Source organism: Paludibaculum fermentans (assembly GCF_051172195.1).
Lineage (GTDB): Bacteria > Acidobacteriota > Terriglobia > Bryobacterales > Bryobacteraceae > Paludibaculum > Paludibaculum fermentans_A.
In genome coordinates this window covers 2,147,011-2,172,774 of the sequence record NZ_JBPJAQ010000001.1, presented here as the reverse complement: position 1 = coordinate 2,172,774, position 25,764 = coordinate 2,147,011, and the positions used below count along the sequence as shown (strand labels likewise).

Genomic DNA, 25,764 nt, shown 5'->3' with positions numbered 1-25,764 from the left:
AGTAGCTATGCCGATGTACGAATACCGTTGCACCGAATGCGGCCACCTCTATGAACAGCTCCGCCGCATGTCCGAGGCGGATAAACAACTGGTCTGCCCGCGTTGCGCCTCGCAGCAGGTGGAACGCCGCATCTCGGCCTGCTCGGTCGGCGGCTCTTCCTCCGGCAGCAAGGGCGGCGGCTGCATCCCCAGCGGACGCTTCACCTGAGCCCGCTGACCCTGGCGGCCCGGGTGGCCGTCTAAACAGTCTCAAGTTTGGTTTGTTTGGTCTCCGGCAACAGGAATACCAGCAGCGAAGCCGCGAGGAAGAATGCGGAGTTCAGGCCCAGCGCCGCACCTAAGCCGAAACGGTCGGCCAGCGAGCCCACTGCATACGGAGCCAAGGCGCTCAAGCCTCGTCCAAAGTTGTACACAAAGCCCTGCCCCGCCCCGCGCATGGCGGTAGGATACAACTCCGCCAGCATCGTTCCGAACAGCGAGAAAAAGCCTGTACCAAAGAACCCGATGCACGGCCCCAGCAGCAGCAACAGCATCGGCGACACTCGCGGAGCAAAACCATACAACGGCGTCAGCAAGGCGGCCACACCGACGTAGAACGCAAAGGCAGGGCGCCGTCCCCAACGGTCCGCCAGGACGCCAAAGCACAGATAGCCGTAGAACGCGCCCATCTGCACTGCAAACACGAACCCGCTCGTCTTCAGAATGCTCATCCCGGCTCCGCCCTGGGCAATGGGCGATGACAGGAAGCCGGGCAGCCATGTGAATAAGCCCCAGTAGGCGAAAAGTACGCTTGTCGCCAGGATCGTCGCGAACAGGGTCCGGCGCCCGACTGGCGGCCGGAAAATACCCAGGAAGCTCGCCTTTTCAGTCGACTTCAACCAGATCTCAGGCTCCTCCACCTTGCGCCGGATAAACACCGTCACCAGCGCCGGGAAGACTCCGGCCAGAAACAGGGCCCTCCAGCCGTATGCTGGCAGGATCCACGCCGATAGCCCCGCCGCCGCCATATACCCCAGCGCCCAGCCCGACTGCATGAAACTGACTGCCTTCGCCCGGTGCTCCGCCGGCCACGACTCCGCCACCAGCGTCGCCCCGGCCGACCATTCTCCGCCCAACCCCAACCCGACCAATGCGCGCCAGAAGACCAGGTCCACAATGCCGCGCGAGGTGGCTGTGCCGGCCGACGCCAGGGAGTACAGCAGGATGGTGTAAATCAGGGTCCGCCGCCGCCCGATCCTGTCGGAAACGGCGCCCGCAACGATGCCCCCGGCCGCTGAGGCAATCAGCGTCACCGAGGAGACCAGGCCGGCCTGCGCATTCGTCCAGCCGAACTCCGTTTTCAGGGTCGTCAGGGCGAAGACGTACAACAGCACGTCCATCGCGTCGAGCATGAAACCCAGTTGAGCGGCCCACAATGCCAGCCAGCGGGGCGTGGAAAAGACACCTTCGAAAAACCGCACGGTTAGGGGTCAGTATAGCCTTAATGGCCCCGCCACTCGCACCGCAACTCCATTCACCAGGCAAAGCCCACTAGCCAAAATAATCCTTCCTCCCATGAGCCTTCCCGCTCTCCGGTTGCGGGTTAAAGGCGAGGGGATCTGCAAATGTTCATTTCTCGACTGGGCGTCGTCCTGGGACTGCTCGCCTGCCAAAGCATCGCTTCCGCGGCCGCCATTATCCAGCTCCAAAGCCTGGAAGCCTACATCCACTACGGCGGCAGCTCCGTCCCAAAGGCCAGCTTCACCAGCGCATCGCCGGAGTACACCTCCGCGCTCGATGCCGAGAATCTGGGCAGCTTCAGCTTCACCTGGACAAATCTCACAGGCTCGGATATCTCGAATCTGCGTTTCACGCTCTTCCTGGACCCGGACATCGACCGCGACAACAACTCCTTCTTCAATGAATACGGCGACTACCTCTCCAATGCGCTGCCCGTCCTGGCGCCTGTAGGCGCGCTGCCGTTCTCCAGTTGGGAGATCGATGAACCCGAATATGTTTTCGGCAACATCTACACACACACCCTCACCGGAGCACTCGACGAGACTATCGGCGTCCCCTCCAGCGCACCCGATGACGTATCAGCGGCCCTCCAGTTTCTGATTCAAACGCTGCACCAGGGCCAGTCGCTGTACGTCTTCGGCACGCTCAGCCTGACAGACGCCGCCGGATTGCAGCTCGTCGACCCCGACTCCAACGTCGCCCTGTATTTCAACGCCTACGCGCAACTCGGCCCCTACACCGGCCCGCCCCCTCCACCGCCTTCGGGCGTCCCGGAACCAGGCACCGCGGTGCTGTTCGTCTCGGGCCTGGCGCTCTGCCTGTCCCGCCGCATTTGGACCTCGGTCCGTTCCGGCCGCCAGTAGGCCGTTGCCCGGAGGAAATCATGAACGCTCGCACTCTAGCTCTCTTTGCGTTTCCGCTGGCCGCCGCCGGGTGGCTCTGGTCCCAGGCCACGCCGGACCTCGTCGTCACCGCCATCACCGGCTCCGTCACAACCGACTCACAGACCCTGGTCACCACCGGCACCCTCAGCGCCACGGTGAAGAACCAGGGCGCGGCCGCAACGGCCGGTTCGTTCCAGGTGCGCGCGTTTGAGGACCGCAATGGCAATGCGAAATACGACAACGGCACAGACCAGTCCCTGGGCACGGCTACGGTGAACTCGGCCCTGGCCGTCAATGCCAGCACGCCCGTCAGCATCACCCTGGGCGGAACTCTTCAGTTCAAGGGCAGTATCCTCTACGTCCTGGCCGACTCCGCTTCTGCGATCGCTGAGCAGAACGAAGAGAACAACGTGCGCCATACGGGCCAGAACAGTAAGTTCACTCCGCCTGCCTCCACAGCCCTGAATCCGCAGGTGAAGTGGCTGCGCGATACCTTCCTCGACGTCCCCGCCAGCCGCGCCGTCACCAACACGCCCGCCGTTGGAGACGTGAATGGCGACGGCGTACCGGATGTCGTGTTCACGACCTTCGAACTCATCACCGGCGAATTCCGGAACGGCGTGCTGCGCGTGGTTTCCGGCGATACCGGCTCCCCCCTGCTGTCGATCACCGACCCCGCGCTCCGCGTGCATCCCGGCGCTGGTGTGACACTGGCCGACATCGATGGCGATGGCCGCCCGGAGATCATCACGGCGGACGAATCATGCCGCCTGATCGCCTTTGAGCACGATGGCGGTTTGAAGTGGCGCGGCACCCAGCAACTGGCCGGCCCCCTGGCGCAGACGAACTGCTGGGTGGGCATCTCGGCCGCCGACCTGAACGCCAACGGCACCATCAACCTGGTGGTCGGCAACATGGTATTCAACGCCAACGGCACCCTCCTTTGGACGGGGGCCGGCAGCACCGGCGGTTTCGGCGCCACGGCTCGCGCCTCCGTCGTGGCCGATCTCGACCTGGACGGCAAGCTGGAAGTCATCGCCGGCCCCACCGCCTACCGCGCCGACGGCAGCATTTACTGGGACAAAACCGGCGCAGCCTACGGCGGTTGGGGTCTGTTTGACGGTTTTGTGGCCGTCGGCAACTTCGACGCCGACCCCTACCCGGAGGTCGTCGTCCGTCCCAACCTCAGCTTCAGCCTCTACCTGCTGGAGCATGACGGATCGCTCAAGTGGTTCTCCGACGCGCCTGGCGCCTCCGCGCGCGGCGGCCCCCCGGTGATCGCCGATTTCGACAACGACGGCCAGCCCGAGATCGGCGTCGCCGACAACGCGCACTTCATCGTCTACGAGACCGGCGGCAGCGTGAAATGGAGCGTCCCCATCCTCGATGCCAGCTCCGGCGTCACCTCCGCCTCTGTCTTCGACTTCAACAGCGACGGTAGCGCCGAGGTCGTGTTCGCCGATGAACAGTTCTTCTACATCTTCCGCGGCACTGACGGCGCGATCCTGAATCAGTTCCCACGCTCGTCCAGCACCGCCCTGGAAATGCCCGTCGTGGCCGATGTCGATGGCGACGGTCACGCTGACATCGTGGTCCCGGCCGTACCGGGCGGCGCCACACCCCAACTCGGTGTACGCGTCTATTCCGGCGCAAACGGCAATTGGGCCAACTCGCGCAAACTGTGGAATCAGCACGCCTACTCCATCACCAACATCAACGACGACCTGACAGTGCCCCGCGTCGTCACCCCCAACTGGCTGACACCCGGCCTGAACAACTTCCGCGTGAACGGACTGTTGCCCACTTCGTTGACGGCGCCCAACTCCGCGCCGGATCTCGTCCCGTCGCTGCTGCGGCGCATCGACACCAACTTCCCGGCCCAGACGCTGCTGCTGGCCCGCATCGGCAACGGCGGCTCGAGCCCAGCCGGCGTAAACCGTGTGGAGTTCCGCAATGGATCCGGAGGGCCCTTGCTGGGCGCGGTGAACACCTCGCACCCGCTGGCGCCGGGCGAGTTCGAAGACGTCCAGGTGGCCTGGCTGAATCCGCCCGCCGGTGCGCTGAACCTCGTCGTCACCGCCGATACGGCCGCCGCGGTGACGGAAGGCGACGAGACCAATAACGTCGCCGCCGCACAACTCCTGATCGGACTTGGACCCACCACCACGGTCGACGACCTGATCTCCCGGTTTAAAGACTCAGGCGCCGATCTCAAGTGGACACCCGTCCCTGGTGCCGCTTCCTACAACATCTACAGGCGCAGTGGAGCCGCCGGAGCCGCCTCCATCCGGAACGGGCTGGTGACCAGCCTGGGCTCCTACTCGGATCAGGGCCTCACCAACGGCACGACCTACTTCTACAACGTTCGCTGGGTCGACGCGAAGGGCCTGGAGTCGCCCCTCGGCACCGAGTCCTCCGCCACCCCCATCCCTCGAACCCAGCGCGGCGATACGCCCCCCACCATCACCAGCAGCCCCATTACGCGGGCCCGCACCGGTGTTGCCTACCAATACCTGCCAGTGGCAGCCGACCCCGACGCCGGCGAAGTGCTCACCTGGCTGCTCACCGCGCCGCCCCAGGGCATGACCATCAACTCCTCTACTGGCCGCCTCGATTGGACACCCGGCGCGGGACAGGGCGGCACCTGTCGCATTCAACTGCGGGTCCGCGATTCGAAGGGCCGCGAAGCCCTGCAGGCCTTCAACCTGTTTGTTGAAACCCAGGTCATCAACAATGCACCCCTCTTCAGCTCCCGTCCGCCCACCAGCGGCAACGTGGGCCGCGTGTATGCCTATACGCTGAAAGCCACCGACCCCGATGCCGGCGAGGTGCTCGCCTTCGCCCTGGTCAGCGGGCCCGGCGGCATGACCGTCAACCCCTCCACCGGCCTGCTGCAGTGGACTCCGTCCTCCGCCGGAGCATTTCCGGTATCCGTCCGTGTCAGGGACATAGCAGGCGCCACAGCCAATCAGTCCTGGTCGCTGCTGGTGGTGAACCAGAACCGCGGCCCGGTCATCACCACCACCCCGCCGCCCACCGGTCGCGTGGGCCAAACCTACAGCTATGCCCCCAAGGCCACCGACGCCGATGCCGGCGATGTGCTGACGTGGTCCCTCCGGACCGCGCCAAATGGCATGACCATTAACCCGCTCACCGGCGTCCTGCTCTGGAATCCGGCCGTCGCGCAAATCGGGAGCAACCCGGTCACGCTGGAAGTACGCGACATCATCGGCGCCATCGCGACCCAAACCTGGAACGTTACGGTGTCCGCCGTCGTCAACGGCCCGCCAGTCATCACCTCCGTCGCGCCCACACAATCGCAGGTGAATGGACTCTACACTTACCAGGTCACCGCCACAGACCCGGAGAACGACGGGCTGCTGTACAACCTGCTCACCGCCCCCGCCGGCATGACCGTCTCAAACCTGGGGAAAATCCAGTGGACCCCGGCGGCCTACCAGGCCGGCGCCAATAACGTCACAGTGCGTGTGGGCGACACCTTCGGCAACGGTGTGACGCAGAGCTTCGTCGTCACCGTCAGCGGCGCGGACACCACGCCTCCCACCGTCACCATTCTCTCGCCGGCGCCCAGCACCACAGTCTCCGGTGACGTCACCGTGCGCGGCTCCGTCAGCGACGCCAATCTCAAGTCCTGGGAACTCGAATACCAGGTGAAGGGCGATTCCTCGTGGACCCGCCTCGCGGAGGGCACAACCAATGTGACCAATGCGGCGCTGGCCGTTCTACCAGGCTCGTTACTCACCGACAATCCCTACCTCATCCGGCTGGTCGGCCGGGACCAGACCCAGGTGGCCACGGCATTCCAGGAACTCATAGTCAGCTCCGGCGAATACAAACCAGGCGCCTTCTCGGTCACCTTCGATGACATGACCGTGGCCACGGCCGGCCTGCCCATCGTCATGCGGCGCATCTACAACTCCACCAAGCCCTATGCCAACGACTTCGGCCGCGGCTGGTCTCTGGGCTATGGCGAGTTCGACCTCCGCGCCGACGCCTCCTTCAACGTCTTCGTCACCCTGCCCAGCGGCCGCCGCGCCAAATTCGCCTTCGCCCCCATCCAGAGCAATCCGCTATTCCCGACTCTGGACAACAATTACGTCGCTCCGGCCGGCTCTGGAGACGAGCTCGTCAATCTCGACTGCCCGCAGTTCTTCGGCGGCGCCCAGGGCATGGTCTGTCTCGGCGGCAACTCGGCGTTCCAGCCTTACAATCCCCGCAACTTCCGGCTGAAGACACGCGAAGGACTCACGTTCCTGCTGTCCAACGGCCTCGTCACCGAGATCCAGGACCGCGCTGGCAACAGGACCCAGGTCGCTCCCAATGGCGTCACTTCGTGGACTGGACGTAGTGTCGTCATCACCCGCGACGGCTCGGGCCGCATCACCGAAATGGCCGATACGCGCGGCGCCCGCCTGCGCTACACCTACGACTCGCTGGGCCGCCTGCTCAGCGTCACCGATCAACTCGGGAAAGTCACCACCTTCGTTTACCTCGGCTCGACGCACTATCTGACGGAAATCCACTCGCCCAACAACTGCACTGGGATCCGGCAGGAGTACGACGTCTCCGGTCGCGTCATCTCCTCCACCGATGCCGCCGGCCAGAAGACCTCCATCGCCTACGATGTGACGGGCCGCACCCGCACCGTGACCCTGCCCGGCGGCACCATAGTGACGGAAACCTACGACGCCCAGGGCAACCTGCTGTCGCGCAACGACGGCACCGGCCGCACCACCACTTACACCTACGATGCCGGCAACCACCTCACCAGCATCCAATTGCCCTCCGGCCGCCGCGCGGTCTTCACTTATGACGCCGCCGGCAACCTGCTCACCGAGGCCAATACTCCGCTGGTGGGCAACCCCCTCGTCACCAGCTACCAGTACACAGCCCAGAACCTCATCGATACCATCACCAAGCCAAATGGCGACACCGTGCGGCACATCTACGATGCCACCGGGAACCTGCTCACCCGCGAAGTCCGCAATGCCGCCAACGTCCTGGTGGAGTCGGAATCGTCCACCTGGGATGCCCAGGCGCGGCGCATTACCCGCACGTCCGGCGGCGTGACGAAGACGTTTGCCTACAACGCAACGTCGGATATGATCTCCGAACGCTGGCCGAGCGGCGCCACCTGGAATTACTCCTACGACTCGGCCGGCAATCTGGTGAGCTGGTTCGACGCCAACGGCGTTCAGACCCAGATGGAGTTCGACAACTACAACAAGGTCACCGCCGTGAAGCAGAATGGCGTCGCCTTCGCGAAATACAGTTGGAACGAGTTCGGCAAACTCGTTTCCGTCACCGATGGGCTGAACCAGACAACCACCTACGGCTACAACTGCGCGGCTGAACTGGTTTCCGTCACTAACGCCCAGGGGCACACCCACCAGTACGCCCGCACCCCTCGCAGCCAGGTGTCGGCCAGCATCGACATGCTCAGCCGCCAGACCTCGTTCCTCTACGACGGAGCAGGCCGCGAGACTTCGCACACGACACCGGGCGGCGGCTCGACGTCCTCCGTCTGGTCGCCCGACTCCATGCTCGCGTCCCTCACGCGCCCCACCGGCGGCTCCATCCAGACGAGCTATGACGGGTACGGCCGCATCGCCACCGAGACCCGGCCGGACCGCAACATCACCTACGCCTTCGACACCCTCTCCCGCCTGCTGCAGGGCACCGAGATACAAGGGCTGTCCACGCTGCAGACGGCCATGACCTGGAATGCAGCTAACCGACTGGTCACCACCACCCAGACCGGCGGCCGCACCGTGAGCCTCGCCTACGACCTGTCCGGCCGCCGCACCTCACTCACCGCCCCCGACGGCAGCATCACCAATTACTCCTATGACTCCGACGGCCGCCTGTCGCTGGTGGCCACCGGCGTGAACTCCACCAGCTTCACTTACGATGGCAACGGACGCCGCACCCTGATGTCGCACAGCAACGGGTCTTCCGTCGCCTATGCCTACAATGGCCGCGGCCAGTTGACCAGCCTGATCCTGCGGAATGGCTCCGGCGGCGTCATCCGTTCGTGGCTGATCAGCTACGATGCCGTCGGCCGCAAGACCGGCGCGGTTATGAACGACGGCACCATTGCCTGGACCTACGATTCACTCAACCGCCTCACCGGCGAGACCATCACCTCCACGGGCCTAGGCAATCGCAGCCGCACCTGGTCGTACGACGCCGTGGGCAATCGCCTGGATTCCGGCGCCGTCTTTGGCACCGATCACCGCCTGGCGCAGAATGCGGCCAATGCCTTCACATACGACGCCTCGGGCAATCAGACCGCCCGCGGAGCCACCAACTTCACCTTCGACGTCATGAACCAGATGCTCACTGGCGCCAACATCTACGCGAACAACGACATGTTCGGCCGCCGCATCAAACGCTCAGCCGACTTCGACTACATCTACGAAGGACTCAACTTGGTCCAGATGTACAGCTTCGGCACCGTGTTCGAACGCTTCACCTTGCATCCGGATACCGGCGAACCGCTCTTCCTGACGCAGGGCGCCAACGCCTTCTTCTACATACCTGGGTTGATGCGCTCCATCTGGGCCATCACCGATGCCACCGGCGCCGTCGTCCACAACTACGCTTACGACGCCTGGGGCGAGATGCTGCAGAACAGTGGCAGCTTCCTCTTCTCCGCCGTCCGCTACAATCCGTTCACCTACACTGGTGCCCACCTGGATATCGAAACAGGCACCTACCACATGCTGGCCCGCGACTACGATCCCACCCTCGGCCGCTTCCTGCAGAAGGACCCCGTGCTGGGCTCGTTCTACGATCCGAAGTCACAGCATCCTTACGCCTACGCCTTGAACAACCCGCTCAGCTACTCCGATCCCAGCGGGCGCGTCGCGGCCACCGAATACATGCTGTTGATCAAGGAGAACAACCTGGTCAAGGCCTCCGGCGCCGTCGCCGGCACGGGCCTTGGCTTCAGCGGCAACATCCTCTACTTCCTGGGCGACTTCCTTGGGAAGGTCAGTCCGTCCGGATTCGATTTGGCTACCGCGTGGAGCCAGTCGGCCAAAGCGGCATCCAACTACGGAGAAGCCGTCGCCAAAATCGCCGACTATCTGGACACCGATACGCTGCCTTTTGCGGATGGCTTCCTGAATGGCATCCAGGGCGGCAGCCCGGCTGGCTGCGGCGTTACTGCGCCGGGTGCACCCAGCTTCATGCCGCCGGGCTTCGGCAACTCACCCCAACTCAACGGCGTGGGCGGCACCGGAATCCAGCCCACTGTCGGTCCCAATGGCTTCAGCATCCAGCCGAAAGCCCCCGCGGTCCTCGGCTTCCAGTTGGGCGGCCTCGCCTGCGGCCAGTCTCTCGCCAACAGTTGGATCTCGGCGAACGCGCCGTAAACCATCTTCGACTCCGGAGGAGCCGCCGGAGACGGACCTCGGAGGCCGTCTCCGGCGGGGAGATTCCCTGAAGGACCCGGCCATGCACTCTGACGAAACCTGGCATCGTATCGAAACGCTCTTCGCCCAGGCGCTGCAGCAACCCCAGGAAACCCGGCCATCCTTTGTGGCCGAACTCAGCTCACAGGAGCCAGAGGTGCTCCAGGAATTGCTCCGCATGCTGGACGCACATCAGCGCATGGGCGTCTTCCTCGAAGCGCCATTGCGGATGATCAGGCGCGGCCGGTAGCCCTGGGCGGAGGAACCTTTGGCCCGTCGTTCGCCCTGCGCATAATAGGAGGATGTCCGAGCAGTCCGACATTGACGTGGTTTACTCCGAACTGCGCCAGATCGCCGTCGTCCACCTCAGCCGTTCTGTCCGCCGGCCCAGCCTCCAGGCCACCCAACTCGTGCACGAGGCCTGGCTGCGCCTCTCCAGCAAAGAGTGGAAGAGCCGAACCCACTTCCTCGCCCTTGCCTCCCGCACCATGCGTATGCTGCTCATCGACGCCGTCCGCGCCCGCATGGCCGAACGCCGCGGAGGCGGCGATCAACTCTCACTCAATGGCGATGAGGAGTTCACCGGGCCCGATGGTTCCATGGCCCTCAATCGCGTCATCGACATCGATCGCGCCCTCCAGGAACTCACGCTCCACGACGAACGCAAAGCCAAAGTCGTCGAAATGCGCTTCTTCGGCGGCCTGGAACTACAGGAGATCGCCGACGTCCTGGAGATCTCACTAGCCACCGTCAAACGCGATTGGGAGTTCGCCCGCACCTGGCTCTTCGCCCGGCTCTCCTCAACTCCGTCCGCGGGGGAGTGATCCGCCGCAATTCTCCGCGATCTTCTCCGCCTCCTTCACGCTGGCGCCTACAGATGGGCTCATGCCCTTGGGCGGTTTCTTCATGAAGAGCAGCGTCTCCCGCGCCAGTTCACACGCCTTCCGCTCCTGGCCCGCCGCCTTCCGTGTCAACGCCAGGTCCACCATCGCATACACCAGTTCCTGGCTGGCCACGGCGTTGCCGGGATCCATCTGGCGAATCTTCCTCACTTGGCTCAGCGCCGTCTCCCCGGCCTCCAACGCCTCAGGCAGACGGCCCCCTTTCCTGTAGGCGTTCTGTAGACGGTCGAAGGCCGACGCCACCCGCATCGCAGCCAGTACGCTATTGGGTTCCTCCGCCGCGACCTCCTGCCGGATCACCAGCACTTGCTTCATCATCTCCACCGCCTCGGCATACCGCTTACCCCGCATATACAAACTCGACAACAACAACGCATCGCTCGCCAGATTCGCGCCATACTTCCGGCGGTCCTTCAAAGCGAGCTGCTCGCTCACCCTCATCCCTTCCCGGACAGCCACTTCGGCCCCTGCATAGTCCTTGCTTTCGAACAGCGCGGCGGCCAGCCAGTTGTTCGCCTCCGCATAGCGTTGCATCCGCGACAGGTCACTCGGCGCCTCGTCCAACAGCTTCTTCCGCATCTCGATGGAACGGCGGAACAGGGCCGCTGCCTGATCTTTCTTACCCGCTCGCTGGTACGTGTGGGCCAACTGCTTCGTCGCTGTAGCCAGCCGCAATTGCGCCTCCACCCACTGCGGCGCCGCGGCCAGCAACTGCTCCGCTTGCCGCACGCCCTCCTCCGCCGGCCCAACAGCCTTCTCCGCTTCCCCCCGCAACAGCAGCGCCGTCGTCGAAAAGTCGAGGGCATCCACCAGCACCGCACGAGCCTGATTGCTGGCTCCATACTGCGCCACCGCCCGCCGTGCGATCTCCACCGCCTTCTGCGCATGCAGCAGCGCTTCCGCTGACCGTCCCAGGCTGAACCCGCCCAAATCCTTGCCCTCGATATCCGAAAGCCGCAGGTAGCCGCGCGCTACATCCAGCTGCACTTCCTCCTTGGCATTGCTGTCGCTGGCCAGCGCGTCCAGATACTTCAAACTGCTGTCCACAATCTGCTTCCGCGCCGCCAGAGAGCCAGGCAGCGGGTTCACGGCATCGTGCAGGTCAAACAGCACGGATCGCGAGAGACTCCTTACCTGCTCAAACCTCGTCTCCGCCAGCCGCGCCTGGCGCAGCGCATACGCCGTACTTACACCCAATGCCCCTACCGCTAAACTCGCTCCAGCCACCGCATAGACGTGCCGCCGGATGAACTTGCCCGCCCTATACCCCCAGGTCGCCGGCCGCGCCTCCACCGGCTGTCCGGCCAGGTACCGGTCCACATCGTGCGCCAGCGCTCCGGCCGATTCATAGCGCTCCGCCGGCTCCGCCCGCATCGCCTTGCGCGCAATTTGCGCCAGGTCCCCCGTCAGCGGCAACACCGGCTCATCTTCCTTCAGCCGCCGCAAAGCCTCGTCCAACGGCAGGTCCGACAACTGCCGCGGCAGCCGCCCCGCAATCAACTCACACAACAGCAGGCCCAGCGAATACACATCATTGGAGGTCGAAACCGGATAGCCCAGAATCTGCTCCGGACTCGCATAGTCGATCGTGTACGCGCGCGGTCCCGTAGTCTGCTCCGCCGCCGCCGGCTGCAGCACCTTGCCGATGCCGAAGTCCAGCAGCTTCACCACGCCCTCCGGCGTCACCAGGATGTTGGCGGGCTTCAGGTCTCTGTGCACGATCAGCGCCTGGTGGGCTGCCTGCACCCCGCTGCACGCCTGCAGGAATAGCCGCAGCTTCTCGGGCACAGTGGCCGCACCCTGATACTCGGTCAGCGGCACCCCTTGCACCAACTCCATCACCAGGTAGCGGAACCCCATTGCCGTGATGCCGGCATCCAGCAGCCTTGCGATGTGCGGATGCTCCAGCGAAGCCAGGATTCTCGTCTCGGGCGCGGACGTTGCCTGAATCAGCAGCACCTTGATCGCCGTCGGCTTTTCAAAATGCCCGTCCGCCCGCTCGCCCCGGTACACGACGCTCATCCCGCCGCGGCCAATCTCCTCAATCGCCCGGTAAGCTCCAAACGCCTGGCCGCGAAAGTCCAGCATCGGCGCCTGCAGGAAGTCGCCCATCCGGCCCCGCGCCTCCAGCAACTTCCGCACCTCCGATGCTGTATCGGTATCCGAGCCACAGCGCGCGGTCACAAAAGCCTCACGCTCGGTGTCCGGTCGTTCCAATGCGGCAGCGAAGATCGCCTCTACTTCATCCCAGGAGGATTCGCGATTCATGGTGATTATGTAATTATCCATACACCCCAGCCTTGGGGCTACAACTTTCCCCCAATTCTGGCGCTTTTGCATCGCCCCGCCGCGCGTTGGGTTCGATGCTGCGGATAAACAGCCGGATCGCCCCAGGACCAATGGCCTATGGAATGGTCCAGGTCCCCTTCTGGAGCCAGCCCGTGTCTCTGTTCAGTGCGTCCTGCGTTCTCATATAGGTGAACTTCGCCCCGCTCATCGGTGGTTTCAGCGTCACCGGCACGTTGAGCTCGAGGTTTCCGGCCGAGTTCTGTACCGTTGTACCTGCTGTGTTCACTGAGCAGGCCGAACTGCTCAATACACTCGACGCCACCCCGGGCGTAACCGGTCCGGCGAAGAATCCCACGTCGGAGGAGTACATCCAGAGCCCGTTGCCGGCACGGTCGTAGTGCACAAAGCAGAACGGCTGTCCGCCTCCGTCTGTCGCCGCGGCGACCAGGAATTCCTCCCAGCCCAGCGCGGCTCCCTCGAACCCCTGCGGGTCAGGGAACCGTAGATTGAATGTTGGATTGGACCCGGTTCCACTTCCGGGTGTCACCACCGGCACGACCAGCGGCGCTGCGGCCTGGGTCCACGTCCCGCGCTGAACCGCGTTGGTGTCGAAGTTGTCGGCGTCGAAGGCCCTCAAGTAAATACTGCGGTTCGCTGCCGCCTTGAAGACAACGGCGAGGTTGAGTTCCAGGGTCGCGCCGTTCCCAGAGGCTGAGGATCCAGCGGTGTTGAGTGCGCAGTGCGCGCCTTGCAGCACCGCTGAGGTTACGCCGGGGGCGATCGGCCCCACGAAGAACCCCAGCACGTCGGAGTACAGCCAGAATCCGTTCCCGGTCACATCGTAGTGCAGGAAACAGAAGGGCTGGCCGCCCCCGTTCGGAGCCGTTGCGAACAGTACCTGCACCCACTTCAGGCTTTGATAGCCCTTGGCGCCGGTGAAGGTCGCTTTGAACATCTGCTGCGCACCCGTTCCGGCGGATGGCGTGACGCCGACTGCCGCCGTAATTGGCGCCGTCAACACCACCGTGGCTGAGTTGTTCGCCGCGTTCGCGTCGCCCGTCACCGCCACGCTCGCCGTATTGGAAGCGGAAGGATTCGTCGCCCCGGTCACATTGACAGTAACGACGATTGTGCTGGTCATCGACGCGAAGATGGGATTCGAGCTCGTGCAGGTCACCGTTTGGCCCACTGCCCCACAGACCCATCCTGCCCCTGTAGCCGAAACGTAGGTGAGCCCCACCGGCAACTGGTCCGTTACCGTCACAGCTCCGGTCGAAGGGAGGCCCCCGACGTTCGTAACGGCTAGGCTGAACGTAACCTGGCTCCCCACACTGAACATCCCGCCGGCTGACACTGCGATGGCCAGGTCCATCGGGAGAGGCGCGGCCAGCGGCCCGGGGGTCGGCCTCAACATCGAGACTCCGGTGCCGAGTTGACCATAGCCAGTCGCCCCCCAGCCCCACAGCGTCCCATCCGCTTTCACGGCCATACTCTGGTCAGATCCAGCAGCAACCGACACAATCCCGGAGAGCCCGCCAATCTGCGCAGGCGTGGTCCTGTCGGCTGTGGTGCCGTCACCCAGTTGGCCGTGGGCGTTGTATCCCCATGCCCACACGGCTCCATCACTCTTAAGCGCCAATACATGAGACGAGCCCGCCGCCACGGCCGAGATGCCCGCCAGGCCGGATACCTGGACGGGTGTCGACACTCCAGCGCCAGGGGCCCCGTGCCCCAACTGGCCAAGCGCGTTGTCACCCCAAGCCCACACCGTGCCGTCACTTTTCACGGCGTACGATGAGTTGGCGGCATAGCTCGAACCGACACGGCTGATTCCTGTCAGCCCCATAACTTGCACAGGCAGCTTCCGGCCGGTGGTGGAGCCATCACCAAGCTGTGCGGAATCATTGCTGCCCCACGCCCAGACCGTTCCATCGCTCTTCGCGGCGAGCCCATGGTACAGGCCGGCGGCGATACTCACAATTCCGGAAAGTCCGCTCACTTGGATGGGCGTGTTTCTATCTGTCGTGCTGCCATCGCCGAGTTGGCCCACCCCATTCGAGCCCCAGGCCCACACCGTCCCGTCACTCTTCAGCGCAAGACTGAAGTGATTCCCGGCGGCAATCGCAATCGCCCCTGTGATTCCGTGCACCTGAATGGGAGCAGTGCCATTCGCCGTGGCTCCGTTGCCCAGCGCGCCCATGCCTCCATAACCCCACGCCCAAACCGTCCCGTCACTCTTCAGCGCAAGTACGTGTGCATTGCCCGAGGCAACGTGGCTGAACCCGCTGCTGCCGCTAACGGCCGCCGGGGCGGCATGGGGCAATACCGTACCATCGCCCAGCTGACCATACTCATTTCCACCCCAGGTCCATACAGTGCCGTCCGTCCTGGCCGCCGCTGCATGACTGCTGCCAAGGGCAACGCGCGCCACATTGGAGATCAGCGGCGATACGAAGGGCACGGCTTGCAGGATCGCGGCGCCATTGCCCAACTCGCCGTAACCGCCATAACCCCAAGCCATCACGGAGCCGTCAGACCTCAGGGCCAGCCCGTGAGCGAGTCCGGCGGCCACGGCGACGGCACTGCTGACGCCGGCAACCTGCAACGGCACTGGGCTATTGCTCGTCGGCGCAATCCCCAACTGACCGTAGTCATTCATGCCCCAGGCCCAGACAGTTCCGTCACTCTTCACCGCCAAACAGAAGTAGCTGCCGGCCCCGATGCCCACAACATTGGAGACCCCGCTCACCTTCGCCGGCGAACTCCTCTGGGTTCCGCTCGCGTCCCCCAATTGGGCGTAGTTGTTGTCGCCCCAAGCCCAAACGCTGCCATCGGATCTCAGGGCATATGCGGACGAACTCCCTCCACGCAGCGCCAGGATCTCCGATAGCCCGGGAACCTGCACTGGCGCCAGGTGCGTCGTTGTCGTGCCGTCGCCCAACTGCCCGTTATTGTTGTAGCCCCAGGACCAGACTGTGCCGTCGCTCTTGAGCGCCAGGCTGAAGTAGTCTCCCGCCGCAACGGCCACAACACCCGACAATCCTAAAACCTTGACTGCAGTCGTGCGGGTTGTAGTTCCGCCATCGCCCAACTGCCCATAGGTGTTGCTGCCCCAGGCCCATACCGTGCCATCGGACTTGACCGCAAGACTGTGCCGGGCGCCCCCGCTCAACCCGATGACGCCGGTGATGCCGGTAACCTGCACCGGGCTGGGACGGAGTTGAACGCTGCCGTCCCCTAGCTGACCACTGCTGTTCAGGCCCCATGCCCATACCGTCCCATCGCTCCTGGCAGCTAAACCGTGGTTCGACCCCGTCGCCGCTGTCACGACCGAAGTCAGCCCGCTCACCTGCGCGGGTAGGCTGCGCGACCGCAGTGTCCCGTCGCCCAGTTCACCCTCGAGATTGGCCCCCCAGGACCATAACGTGCCATCCACATTCAGCTTCAGGCTCCAATTCAAGCGGGCCATGACCGAGGCCTGCACCGGGCTTCCGGACGAGAAAGCCGTGAAGTTAACGATCTGATTGCTCTGGAGATTGGTCCTCGACGAAATTGACGGAGTGAAGGTGTACTTGGCAACGGAAGGAGTGACCGTGTAGCTCCCCCCTGCTGGCAGATTTTGGAATGCGAACCGCCCGGCCGCGTCAGCCAGTGTGGTGGCGCTTTTGCTGCCGGTCAGCGTGATGGACGCCCCGGCCACGCCGGCATTCCCACTGATCGTGTAGCCGGTGGTCGAGGAGGTGAAACTCGCCACTCCGCCCAACGGAGCGACGACTGTCGCCAACAACGGATTTGCTGTACCGCTCAGGGATCCGCCCCAGCTCAGAAACGTGGATTGGGCATTGGCGGGATTGGCCTGGAACCTCACGTTCGACCCGGAATCGTAATAACCATCGAGGGAGGCGGGGGTCAGTGTCACGGTTCCGGCTGCCACTGGTGTGGCGCTCCCCTCCACCCGGTAGCGAGTCTTGTACGAGGCCGTATAGGTCGTGGCGGCACTCGGAGCAGTGATCGAGTGAGAACTGCCCCCTCCGTCACTCCAGTTGTTGAATGCATAGGCAGTGGAGGATCCGTCCTGCGCTGCTGCCACCGTAAGTGTGTGGGTGCTGCCATCCTGCCAGATGAACGACTGGCTGCCCGCGTAAGTAGCTCCATCCACCGTGATCCACAGCCCCGCCGGAGCCGTTTCCACCTGATGGACCTTCATGCCGTCCGTGACCGGCGACAATTGCCGGATGCGCCCATTGTCGGTGTCGGCGACGAAGAAGGAGCCGCCAGGACCGGGTGATAGCGTGGCGGTGCCGCCGAAACGGGCCGCTGACGCCGATCCGCTCTGCGCCCCCAAGCCGGGCGAGTTCTCCTGGCCCGCGATACCGGCTACATCGGCCTGCGGGCCGCTGGCGCGCAACACCGCATTGCTGCCGAATAGGGCGATGGAGCCATCAGTGCCCAGCGCAAAAGTGGTCGGTGCCGCAGGTACGGATTTCAACGCGCTGACGAAGCAACTGCTCTTGCTGCTGGCCGGGTCGATCCGGTAGACGCCGGCCTGGCAGGAAGACTTCCAGGTCCGGTCCAGGAAATAGACCCCGCCGGTGCTATCCGCGGCAATCGGTCTCGGTATCCCCTGGAAGTAGATGTCCGTGCGCAGCACGTTCCAGGCGCCGGAGACATATCCGGCTCCCGCGAACGCTGTGATGATGCCGGTGTTCAGGTCCACCTTTCTGATCCTGTAGAGGTCCGAGATATACAGGCTTCCGGCTCCATCGTAGGCCAGTGAACTGACGGCGCAGAAGCCGGCGCTGGCCGCCGGTCCGCCGTCGCCCGCGGTGAGAAGTTGTGGAGAAGCCCCGCCGCAATACAGCCCCGAGGCGCCGGCAAAGCTCGAAATCAACCGGGTAGCACCGTCCACCTTCCTCACCTGGTTGCCATCGGCGATGTAGAGGTTTCCTGATCCGTCCACGGCCAGGCTTACCGGTTGGTACAGCGGCAGCGACAACGCCGGTCCCTCCACCTTGCTGTAATTACTCACGCCCGTGCCGGCGTAAGGCTCCAGAACTCCGGTTCCCAGATTCAGCCGCAGCACCTGATAGCCGGAGAGCAGGTATAGCGCACCGGCGGCCGCATCGTAAGCCATGGGGCCAACCGCCAGATCGGCGCGGGTGGCCTCGCTGGTGGCGGTGAAGGAGGCCGTTGTCTGCCCGGCGAAGCCGCTCACCAGGCCTGTGCCGAGGTCGACGGAATGGGTCTGGGGATAGCCGTCCACAATCAGGCTGTTGCCCAGGAGGGCAATCCGGTACGGGCTCGAGAAGGGCGTTTGGGTCGCCTGCCCACCATTGGTGGTCACGCCGGTCGCGCCGGTGCCGGCTACCCTCGTCAGCGTGCCACTGACGGCATCCACGCGCAGAATGCGATTAGCGTCTCTATCAGTAAAGAACAGGTTCCCGTTCGCATCGAGGATGACGCAGAAAGGCAACTTCAGGATGGCGGTGATTGCCGGCCCGTTCTCTCCGGAAAAGGCACCCACAATCCCCGACCCGGCAACCGTCTGCACCGTGCCGTCGACGGCCCGTATCCTGCGCACCCGATGGTTGCCCGAATCGCTGAGATATAGATCTCCATTAGGCGCGAACGCCAAGCCGTAGATATAGCTGAACAGCGCCGCCGCGGCCGGGCCTTGGTCTCCGCCAAATCCGGATTGCGCGCTGCCGGCCACCGTCACCAACGTGCCTCCCGCCGGCTCGATCTTACGGACGCGATTGGCTCCATCCACGAAGTGCACAACCCCTTGAGCGTCCACAGCCAGGGCCCGCGGGTCGATAGCCGCCGAGATGGCCGGTATTCCATCTGCAGAGAGGCTGCTCTGTATGCCAGCGCCCGCCACTGTGGTGATGATGCCGGTGCCAGCGGCGATCCTCCTGATTTTGTATGAAGACCAATCGCTCAAATAGAGATTGCCGGCGCGGTCCATCGCCATGCTCTTAATCGAACGAATTCCAGCCAGCAGGGCCGGTCCGCCGTCACCGCTATCGGCCGCGGTGCCATTGCCGCCGTACACGCTCACCTTGCCCGACGCTGAGACACGGAGCACTCGCGCGCCTTTGTAAGGCGTGGATTCCGAGAAGAACACCGAGCCGTCGGGGGCAACCACGGGCGTGTCTCCCGAAGCTGTCATCAGTTTCGGCAGTTGGGCGGGTCCGCCCCCAGCCAGAGAGCTGATCTGGTAGGCTGCTTGCTGCCGCACCGGCACATCGACTGAGCCGATTTTTAAAACGCCCTGACGCGATCCACCGGAGTTGGCGGCCACGGTCGCCGTCAGCGTCATCGGGCCGATTCCCGACGTCACTCCCGCGATGCCGAACCAGGTCGCGCCTGCCTGCACAGCCCACGGGCACCCTGCCGGCGCTTCCACCTGCAGCATCTGCCCGCCGCCAAGAGGCCCGGCATCCACCGCGGTGGGCGAAACCGTAGTCCAGCAGCCGCTCCCGAAAGTCGCTCCCACATAAGTTGGAACAGTCACGATGACAGTCTGTGGGTTGGCCAATCCCTGTAGTCCGCCGGAAAAGCCCATGAGCTTCTGCCCTGCGGTCGCCGTGGCGGTGACGCTCACCGACGTGCCGGCCACGTAGTAGCCGTCCGCCGAAGCAGGCTCGGCCTTCAAGGTGCCGCCCGTGGACGGATAGGATGTCAGCACCAGTTGCGCCTGTGCCTCCATTTGCGCGGTGACTTGGAACGAGCTACCAGGCGTCGCGGGTACCGTCAACACATGGCTGATCGCTCCGCCGTCGCTCCACGACAGGAAGCGGTATCGCATGCCCTTCTGGCCCGGCTGCATCCCAGCGATGCCGATGGGCAGCGTGGCCCCGGGCAGCATTCGGTGGACAAACGGCGTACTCCAGATTGACTCTTCGTCGTCGGACAAGTAGATCTGCAGGCCCGCCGGGGCAGTATTCACCGTGACGGTGACCCCCTTCACATAGTTGTATTGAATGGTGTGCGGCCCGTTCATCAGTGTGCTGCCGCCGGGCACGGAATCCACCACCGCCGACTGCAGCATATAGGGCGCCACCACGTCGTCGCAGCCACCGTAGGCCTCGCTGCCCGCCGCGCGCCACATGTCGGCCGGCGCGGCATGGTTGCATGCCTCGGGCGGATTGTAGGACACCTTTAGCAGATGCTCGGCTGAATAGACGGCCGTGAAGGTGCGCGATGCGGAGGGCGCGGTGAGATTCATCACGCGCGGCGAGCCCTCCTTCCAGGTGGCGAAGGTGTAGCGGCTACGCGCCGAGGCGTCGGCCTGAAAGAAGACCGGCGGATCCGCAATGTGGGAGGTGCCGGGACTCCAATTGAACACAGCCGGCGCCACCACCCGTACACCGTCGATCATGAACGGCAGGCCCGCCACTGAACTGGTGAAGGTCACCGACGGGGTGGCGCCAGCGGCCTCCTGCGTCACGGTGAGCACTTGGTCGGACACTTGTACCGTGGCCGTGCGCGCCGCACCGGGATTGCGAGCCGCTGTAAGCCCCACCGCGGCGGGGCCATACCCGCTGTTCGCTGAGACGAACCGGTTAGCCACGGAAAGCCATGGGCTCGCCGTGCTGATCAATAGCGTGCACACGCCTGTGACGTTGGCGCTGGACTCCCAGGCGGTTACCTCCGAGCCGATCGTAATCGCCGGCTGCTGCAACTGCACAGCTGTGCACTTCGGATCGGCCTCCTGCGTCACCGTCACAGTCTTGCCCGCTACGGTCACCGTGGCGCTCCGGCGCGGCGGCCCCGGATTCAGATCGATCCACAGGCTCACTGAACCCGAACCACCCTTGACACCAGTGGTGCTGTAGCTGGTGGCCGCATCGCCGAATGGCGCCCACTCCGCGCTGGACTCTCCCGCCCACAGGCAGCCTGCTGCTGTGGTGACGGTGATGGGCACCGCCTGAGCATAGTTACTCGCGCTCATCCGATAGGGAATGGTCACCTCAGCCGGCGAGACAGTGTAGTCGCAGCTCAGCCCGGCTTGGCTCACCGTCACTGCGGTGCCAGCCACCGAGACGGAGCCGGTTCTCAAGTTCCGCGTCTGGTTGTAGCTGGGATAGACCTGGAACGTGCCCGGTCCGGAACCCGCTGCGCCGTAAACGGAGGTTCGGAGCCAGGGAGCCAGTGATGTGGCAGTCCAGTGGCACCCAACCGTCGTATTCACCGTCAGTGTCCCCACCGTGTCTGTAGCACTCAGCACCAGCGGGGAAGGCGTCACCGTGTAGGTGCAGCCCGTGCCCGACTGTTCCACGTCATACACCTGATCGAAGACAGTGATCTGACCCGTTCTCGTAGTCGCGCTCGGGTTGGGCTGCACCGTCAGTAGCGTTCGGTTCCCCCCACCGGCCACGGTGATCCCGGCAGTCAGCCCGATCCACGGTGCGGAACTGGAGAATGTGATCGGGCACGCCGCAGACGTGCTTCCAGGTGTGGGGAAATTGACGACGCCGGCCGCGCCCACCTTCAAAACCAGGCCATTGGCCAGATACTTAGGGCAGGACGGACCGGCCTGTCGGATCACCAGATCCTGTTCGTTCAGCTTGATCCGCCCCTGCCGCACAAATCCCGCCGGCCCGTAGCCGTTAGAGGCCACCGTGAAATTCTGGCTGTTCGCCGTGGTGGCGGAGTAGTCTTTGTCGATCCAGGATTCACTTCGGGACGGGGAAGCCGGACAGTCCCCACTCCACTGGACGAGCGCGGCACCTCCTCCCACTGGAAACTCCATGTAGTTCGTAATCAACAACGCTGGGGTGCATGGCGCGTTACTCTGCTCCAGTGAGACCACCTTGCCGGCGATGGTCAGGAAGCCCAGTCGCGGGTAATCGGTGCGGGCGTAAGGAGCCACTTGCACCTCCACCGTGCCGGGGCCGTTAAATACGTTGGTGGAGGGAAAGCTCAGAAAGGAGGCATTCGTCGACGCCGTCCACGGGCACCCTGCCGAGGTCTCGACGCTGAACGTAATACCGCCCCCCACATAAGGGATCAGCCGGGATCCCGGACTCACTTTGTATTCGCAGCTCGAATTGGGCGGAGCGAGTTTTGCCAGCACAGCCGTCACCAGGTACTCCTGGAACTGGTCCTGGCCCGCCGCATCGGGATTCTGGCCGGTTTGCCAGGCATTTGAGGTTGCAGGGTACGCCGACGAGTCGGTCCAGGAATGGATGTATGCGTTCCCGGCGGCGTCCGTGGCCAAGGAGACAGAGAACGATCCACCCCAAAGCTGAACCCCTTCGTCCGATTCCCCTCCAATGGTGGTGGCTTCGAGCAGGGATGCCGCTCCGGACTTGGTGGTGTCGAAGCGTGCCAGGAACAGGTCAGTGCTCCCGCCGAAGGACTGCGACGCCTTCACCATCGGGAAATCGGCCGAATCCGTCGTCCCGGCAACTACGGCCACGCCCGCGCCCAACGCTTCCACACCGAATGTCAACTCAGACCCACTCCCACCCAGGTAACTGGAGTATTTCAACGCCGCCGCTCCCGTAGCGTAGGGGTCCAGCTTCACCAGAAACGCGTCGCCTGCGCCTCGCGGCGCACCCTGCGCCCCGTTGGCGGTGGGCGCGGCTGCGTCGTCGGAGAGTCCGGTCAGATACAACATGCCCTCGGCGTCTCGCGCCATCTCGCCGAAACCGAAGGCTGTTAACGTTTGTCCCATCACATATGTGCTGAAGACTAGCGAGGACTCGCCCGAGAGCGTCGTGTCGATACGAGTGAAGAAGAAATCGGACCAGTGCGATTTGGCGTTAAAAGGCAACTTCAAGGGGAAGTTGCCCAGCGAATCGGGGAACGAGATCCCATACAGGAAGAGATTGCCGGTCTCGTCCACCTCGATATCGATCGCGTACTCCGCTCCAGTCCAGCTCCGGCCGGAAGAAAACGGATCATGCCCATCGATGGTCCCATCGCCGCCGAAGTAGGTCGAATAAAGCAGCCCGTTGGAGCCCGCCACAGAGAGGTCGAACTTGGCGATGAAGATATCCCCGGACTTGCCTCCGTTGCAGTTGGAGACGCCGCAATTTGTATCGTAAGCATTTCGGGTGGGCAGATCAGCCGACTGCGTGTGTCCCACCAGGTACACCAGGCCGGACCGGCTCACCTTGATGGTCGGCTGGATTTCGAACAGCGACCCGCCGAAAAAGCTACCGTACACCAGGCTGCTTTGCCCGCTCAGCCGAGTGTTGATTTTCATGAAGAACGCGTCCGTGTTGGTCGGCGTCAATGCCACATCGCAAGTGCCATTCGTGCCGCAAGTCATGTCGTAGGCGTTCTGCGTGATGGACAGGTCCCAACTGGAGGTGTGCCCGGCGACATATACGTTTCCGGTTGTGTCGAGATCCATGCCCCACACCGTGTCGTCTCTCGATCCGCCGATGTAGGTCGAGTAGGCGAGTGACTGCAGCCCGCTCTTGGTCGTGTCCACGCGCACCAACGCCGCCTCCATGCCGCCCGCGCTCGTGTCGAAGCCGCCCACGATGGGAAAGCCCGATTTTGCCGCGAAGGTGACATAGGCATTGCCCGTATCGTCCACTGCCAGAAACGGCTGATGCCGCCCTGTGAAAAAGTCGGGCAACACAGGGCCCAACACGGCCGAGTACAGCAGCGAGGCAGAACCAGAAAGCGCCGGGTCGAATTTCGCCAGGTACAGCCCGCCCGTGGGAGTGACGCGGGGCCCGTTCACGACCGGAAAATCCCAGGCCGTGGTGTAGCCGATGACGTAAACCTTGCCGGAGGAGTCAGCGGCTGTGTAGCGGGGCGTATACCAGGTCACATGCAACGGTGCGCTCTTGCCGTCGTTTACCCCGGCTGTGGCGCCGCCCAGCCGGGTGTTGTACACCACGGGATCGATCACCAACGCCCGGCTTCGGTCGTAATCGCCCACCCGAAAAGCCACCTCGCCGGAAGCGAGCAGAGCGAATTGGCCGTCCACCCGCCGCCGCCCCGTGGCCGTCGTCTGGTATAACACCGGTTTGCGATGCACCAGGGGCCCCTGGTGCGTCTCCAGTACCAGGTCTCCTTCGGCATTGATTCGCTGGGACCGCGCTCCCTGGAAGCGCAACCGGATCCGGTCGGGATCGGCATTCGGCCCGAGGACGAAATCGTACTCCAGCCGGTCGTCGTCTCCACGAAACTCCAGGTCAATGCCCGGATACAGCCCCTCGTAGCGTACCCGTCCGAAACTCGGGATATTGGCTCGCCACCGCGACCGGTCGTTGCCATAAAACCAGTTGCCCGTGGCTGGTCGCGACTCGTGACCCGCGATGACCGCCGCCTGTGCGCCGGCAAACTGCATCCGCACGACAGCCGGATCGGAAACATCCGCGGCGGCAGCGGTTGCTCCGGGCTTGGTCGGGACGCCCGCGGCCAGGATTTCGGTGAGGTCCGGCCGTCCTCCCGGCACCATCGCCTTTCGCGCTGGCGGTCCAGTCGTCAGGCGCGGCCCCCGCACATACACTGCCTCGCCCGCCGCCAGGAACAGCGCTTCGGATGCCCCTCGCACGGCGAAGCGGGCCTGGCCGCTCATCTGTCCCACGTTTTGCTCGAAACTGATTGGTGACGCCCCAACCTTCTGGGGCGCTGCTTCCAATGACGCCTCCTGCCAGGGCAGAGTGATCACTGAAAACACGAGCAAATTACGATAAAAGGACATTTTTACCCTATATTGAACGAGATCAAACAAGAGCCAGTCTCTCGTTTTTCAGGGTCCCCTGCAAGTCCCCGGATGAGCCTAAGTCCGCCAGGCTGCATGACCCCCAGCCTGCCGCTGCTCAACGGTGTCGGTAGCGCGTTCTCCACCCCTACCATCTCCCGGTCACTGGCTTCTGAACGGGCGTCACAGGGTTTTGAGATATATTTGTCCTTTATTTTCAATAGCCCTGATAGAACAAACAGCGAATCGCCCTTGACCACACCAGCTATCGTGGAATCGCAGCCGGCCACCACGCCGGCTTTTTCTATTTCTAAGGAGACTTCCATCATGGCTTCCGCCGCTCAGGTCACCGCCAACCAGGCCAACGCTCGCCTTTCCACCGGACCCGCCTCCGCTGAAGGCAGAGCCCAGTCCGCCCAGAACGCCCGCAAACACGGCCTCACCTCGCTCGCCCTGAAGATCGGCGAATACGAGCGAATCGAGTTCGACACCCTCGCAGCCGAATTGCGCCTCCAAACTCGCCCCACCGGTTGCATCGAGGAAGAGCTCTTCCACCGCATCCTCTCCCACTCCTGGAACCTCCGCCGCATCGAAACGTTCGAGTCCCTCATCCTCGCCGAAACGAACCCATTGGCCGAACCCGGGCCCGAAGCCGCCAACCTCGAACGCTACGCCCGCTATCGCCGCGACCTCGAACGCTCTCTCTATCGCGCCCTGAACGAACTCCGCAAACTCCAGACCGAACGCTCCGCCCTCCTCCTTCAAAGCGCCCCCGCCATCCAGTCCTTCGCCGAGAATGCGCCCCTCACCGACGTCACCCGCCTCCAGCCGCTCGTCAACGGGCGCTTCTCGGGTCCCTTGTACGAACAGGTCCTCGCCAAACTGAGGTTTGAATCCGGCATCCCCACGGCTATTGAGTACAGCCAGGCCATCTCTAACCGCTTTGTCCAGCACGCCGACTCCGGCAAACCCCTGGACCAGTTCGCCGGCTGAACCCCGCCGCCGAAACAAACCCAATCGCCCCCGCCTGGCCCGTCTCCGATTTCCTAAAGGATTGCGCAACCTTTCTGCCG

10 protein-coding genes are annotated in these 25,764 nt (G+C 63.9%); 6 read left to right on the top strand and 4 right to left on the bottom strand.

Annotated features, from left to right (window positions below; translation table 11 throughout):
* Nucleotides 1-7 precede the first annotated feature (7 nt).
* Entirely contained in the window at nucleotides 8-208 is a 201-nt protein-coding gene (locus ACR9Y2_RS08790; RefSeq protein ID WP_435040738.1) for an FmdB family zinc ribbon protein, read from the top strand.
* A 31-nt stretch (nucleotides 209-239) separates the two neighbouring features.
* Here ACR9Y2_RS08790 and ACR9Y2_RS08785 read toward each other — a convergent pair whose 3' ends face one another.
* A complete protein-coding gene (locus tag ACR9Y2_RS08785; RefSeq protein ID WP_435040737.1) occupies nucleotides 240-1,460 on the bottom strand; it encodes an MFS transporter in 1,221 nt (406 codons plus the stop codon).
* A 144-nt stretch (nucleotides 1,461-1,604) separates the two neighbouring features.
* Between ACR9Y2_RS08785 and ACR9Y2_RS08780 the strand changes: the two genes are divergently transcribed.
* From ACR9Y2_RS08780 to ACR9Y2_RS08765, 4 genes are all read left to right on the top strand, one after another.
* Nucleotides 1,605-2,363: a PEP-CTERM sorting domain-containing protein gene (locus ACR9Y2_RS08780; protein WP_435040736.1), complete on the top strand. Its 759-nt coding sequence runs from the start codon at nucleotides 1,605-1,607 to the stop codon at nucleotides 2,361-2,363.
* A 20-nt stretch (nucleotides 2,364-2,383) separates the two neighbouring features.
* Nucleotides 2,384-9,784 carry a putative Ig domain-containing protein gene (locus ACR9Y2_RS08775; protein ID WP_435040735.1) on the top strand — a complete coding sequence of 2,467 codons (7,401 nt, stop codon included), beginning with the start codon at nucleotides 2,384-2,386 and terminating at the stop codon, nucleotides 9,782-9,784.
* 82 nt (nucleotides 9,785-9,866) lie between these two features.
* Nucleotides 9,867-10,073, top strand: a complete 207-nt coding sequence (locus tag ACR9Y2_RS08770) for a hypothetical protein (protein ID WP_435040734.1) — start codon at nucleotides 9,867-9,869, stop codon at nucleotides 10,071-10,073.
* Between the two features lie 52 nt (nucleotides 10,074-10,125).
* Entirely contained in the window at nucleotides 10,126-10,647 is a 522-nt protein-coding gene (locus ACR9Y2_RS08765; protein ID WP_435040733.1) for an ECF-type sigma factor, read from the top strand.
* Here ACR9Y2_RS08765 and ACR9Y2_RS08760 read toward each other — a convergent pair.
* The 3 genes from ACR9Y2_RS08760 to ACR9Y2_RS08750 form a co-directional block, all read right to left on the bottom strand.
* Nucleotides 10,624-13,014, bottom strand: a complete 2,391-nt coding sequence (locus ACR9Y2_RS08760) for a protein kinase domain-containing protein (RefSeq protein WP_435040732.1) — start codon at nucleotides 13,012-13,014, stop codon at nucleotides 10,624-10,626. The two genes, ACR9Y2_RS08765 and ACR9Y2_RS08760, sit on opposite strands and share 24 nt — an antisense overlap.
* Before the next feature lie 115 nt (nucleotides 13,015-13,129).
* On the bottom strand, nucleotides 13,130-24,628 hold the full coding sequence (locus ACR9Y2_RS08755) for an SBBP repeat-containing protein (protein ID WP_435040731.1): 11,499 nt from the start codon (nucleotides 24,626-24,628) through the stop codon (nucleotides 13,130-13,132).
* 65 nt (nucleotides 24,629-24,693) lie between these two features.
* Nucleotides 24,694-25,020, bottom strand: coding sequence for a hypothetical protein (locus ACR9Y2_RS08750; protein ID WP_435040730.1), 327 nt, complete (start codon nucleotides 25,018-25,020; stop codon nucleotides 24,694-24,696).
* On the opposite strand from ACR9Y2_RS08750, the gene ACR9Y2_RS08745 reads away from it, so the two are divergent.
* On the top strand, nucleotides 25,019-25,684 hold the full coding sequence (locus ACR9Y2_RS08745) for a hypothetical protein (protein WP_435040729.1): 666 nt from the start codon (nucleotides 25,019-25,021) through the stop codon (nucleotides 25,682-25,684). The genes ACR9Y2_RS08750 and ACR9Y2_RS08745 overlap by 2 nt on opposite strands.
* Nucleotides 25,685-25,764: the final 80 nt, after the last annotated feature.

What these genes read in the sequence shown, in the direction of transcription:
- ACR9Y2_RS08780 (WP_435040736.1), top strand. Translation starts at nt 1,605, where the DNA reads ATGTTCATTTCTCGACTGGGCGTCGTCCTGGGACTGCTCGCCTGCCAA.
- ACR9Y2_RS08750 (WP_435040730.1), bottom strand. Translation starts at nt 25,020, where the DNA reads ATGATGGAAGTCTCCTTAGAAATAGAAAAAGCCGGCGTGGTGGCCGGC.
- ACR9Y2_RS08775 (WP_435040735.1), top strand. Translation starts at nt 2,384, where the DNA reads ATGAACGCTCGCACTCTAGCTCTCTTTGCGTTTCCGCTGGCCGCCGCC.
- ACR9Y2_RS08765 (WP_435040733.1), top strand. Translation starts at nt 10,126, where the DNA reads ATGTCCGAGCAGTCCGACATTGACGTGGTTTACTCCGAACTGCGCCAG.
- ACR9Y2_RS08745 (WP_435040729.1), top strand. Translation starts at nt 25,019, where the DNA reads ATGGCTTCCGCCGCTCAGGTCACCGCCAACCAGGCCAACGCTCGCCTT.
- ACR9Y2_RS08760 (WP_435040732.1), bottom strand. Translation starts at nt 13,014, where the DNA reads ATGGATAATTACATAATCACCATGAATCGCGAATCCTCCTGGGATGAA.
- ACR9Y2_RS08790 (WP_435040738.1), top strand. Translation starts at nt 8, where the DNA reads ATGCCGATGTACGAATACCGTTGCACCGAATGCGGCCACCTCTATGAA.
- ACR9Y2_RS08770 (WP_435040734.1), top strand. Translation starts at nt 9,867, where the DNA reads ATGCACTCTGACGAAACCTGGCATCGTATCGAAACGCTCTTCGCCCAG.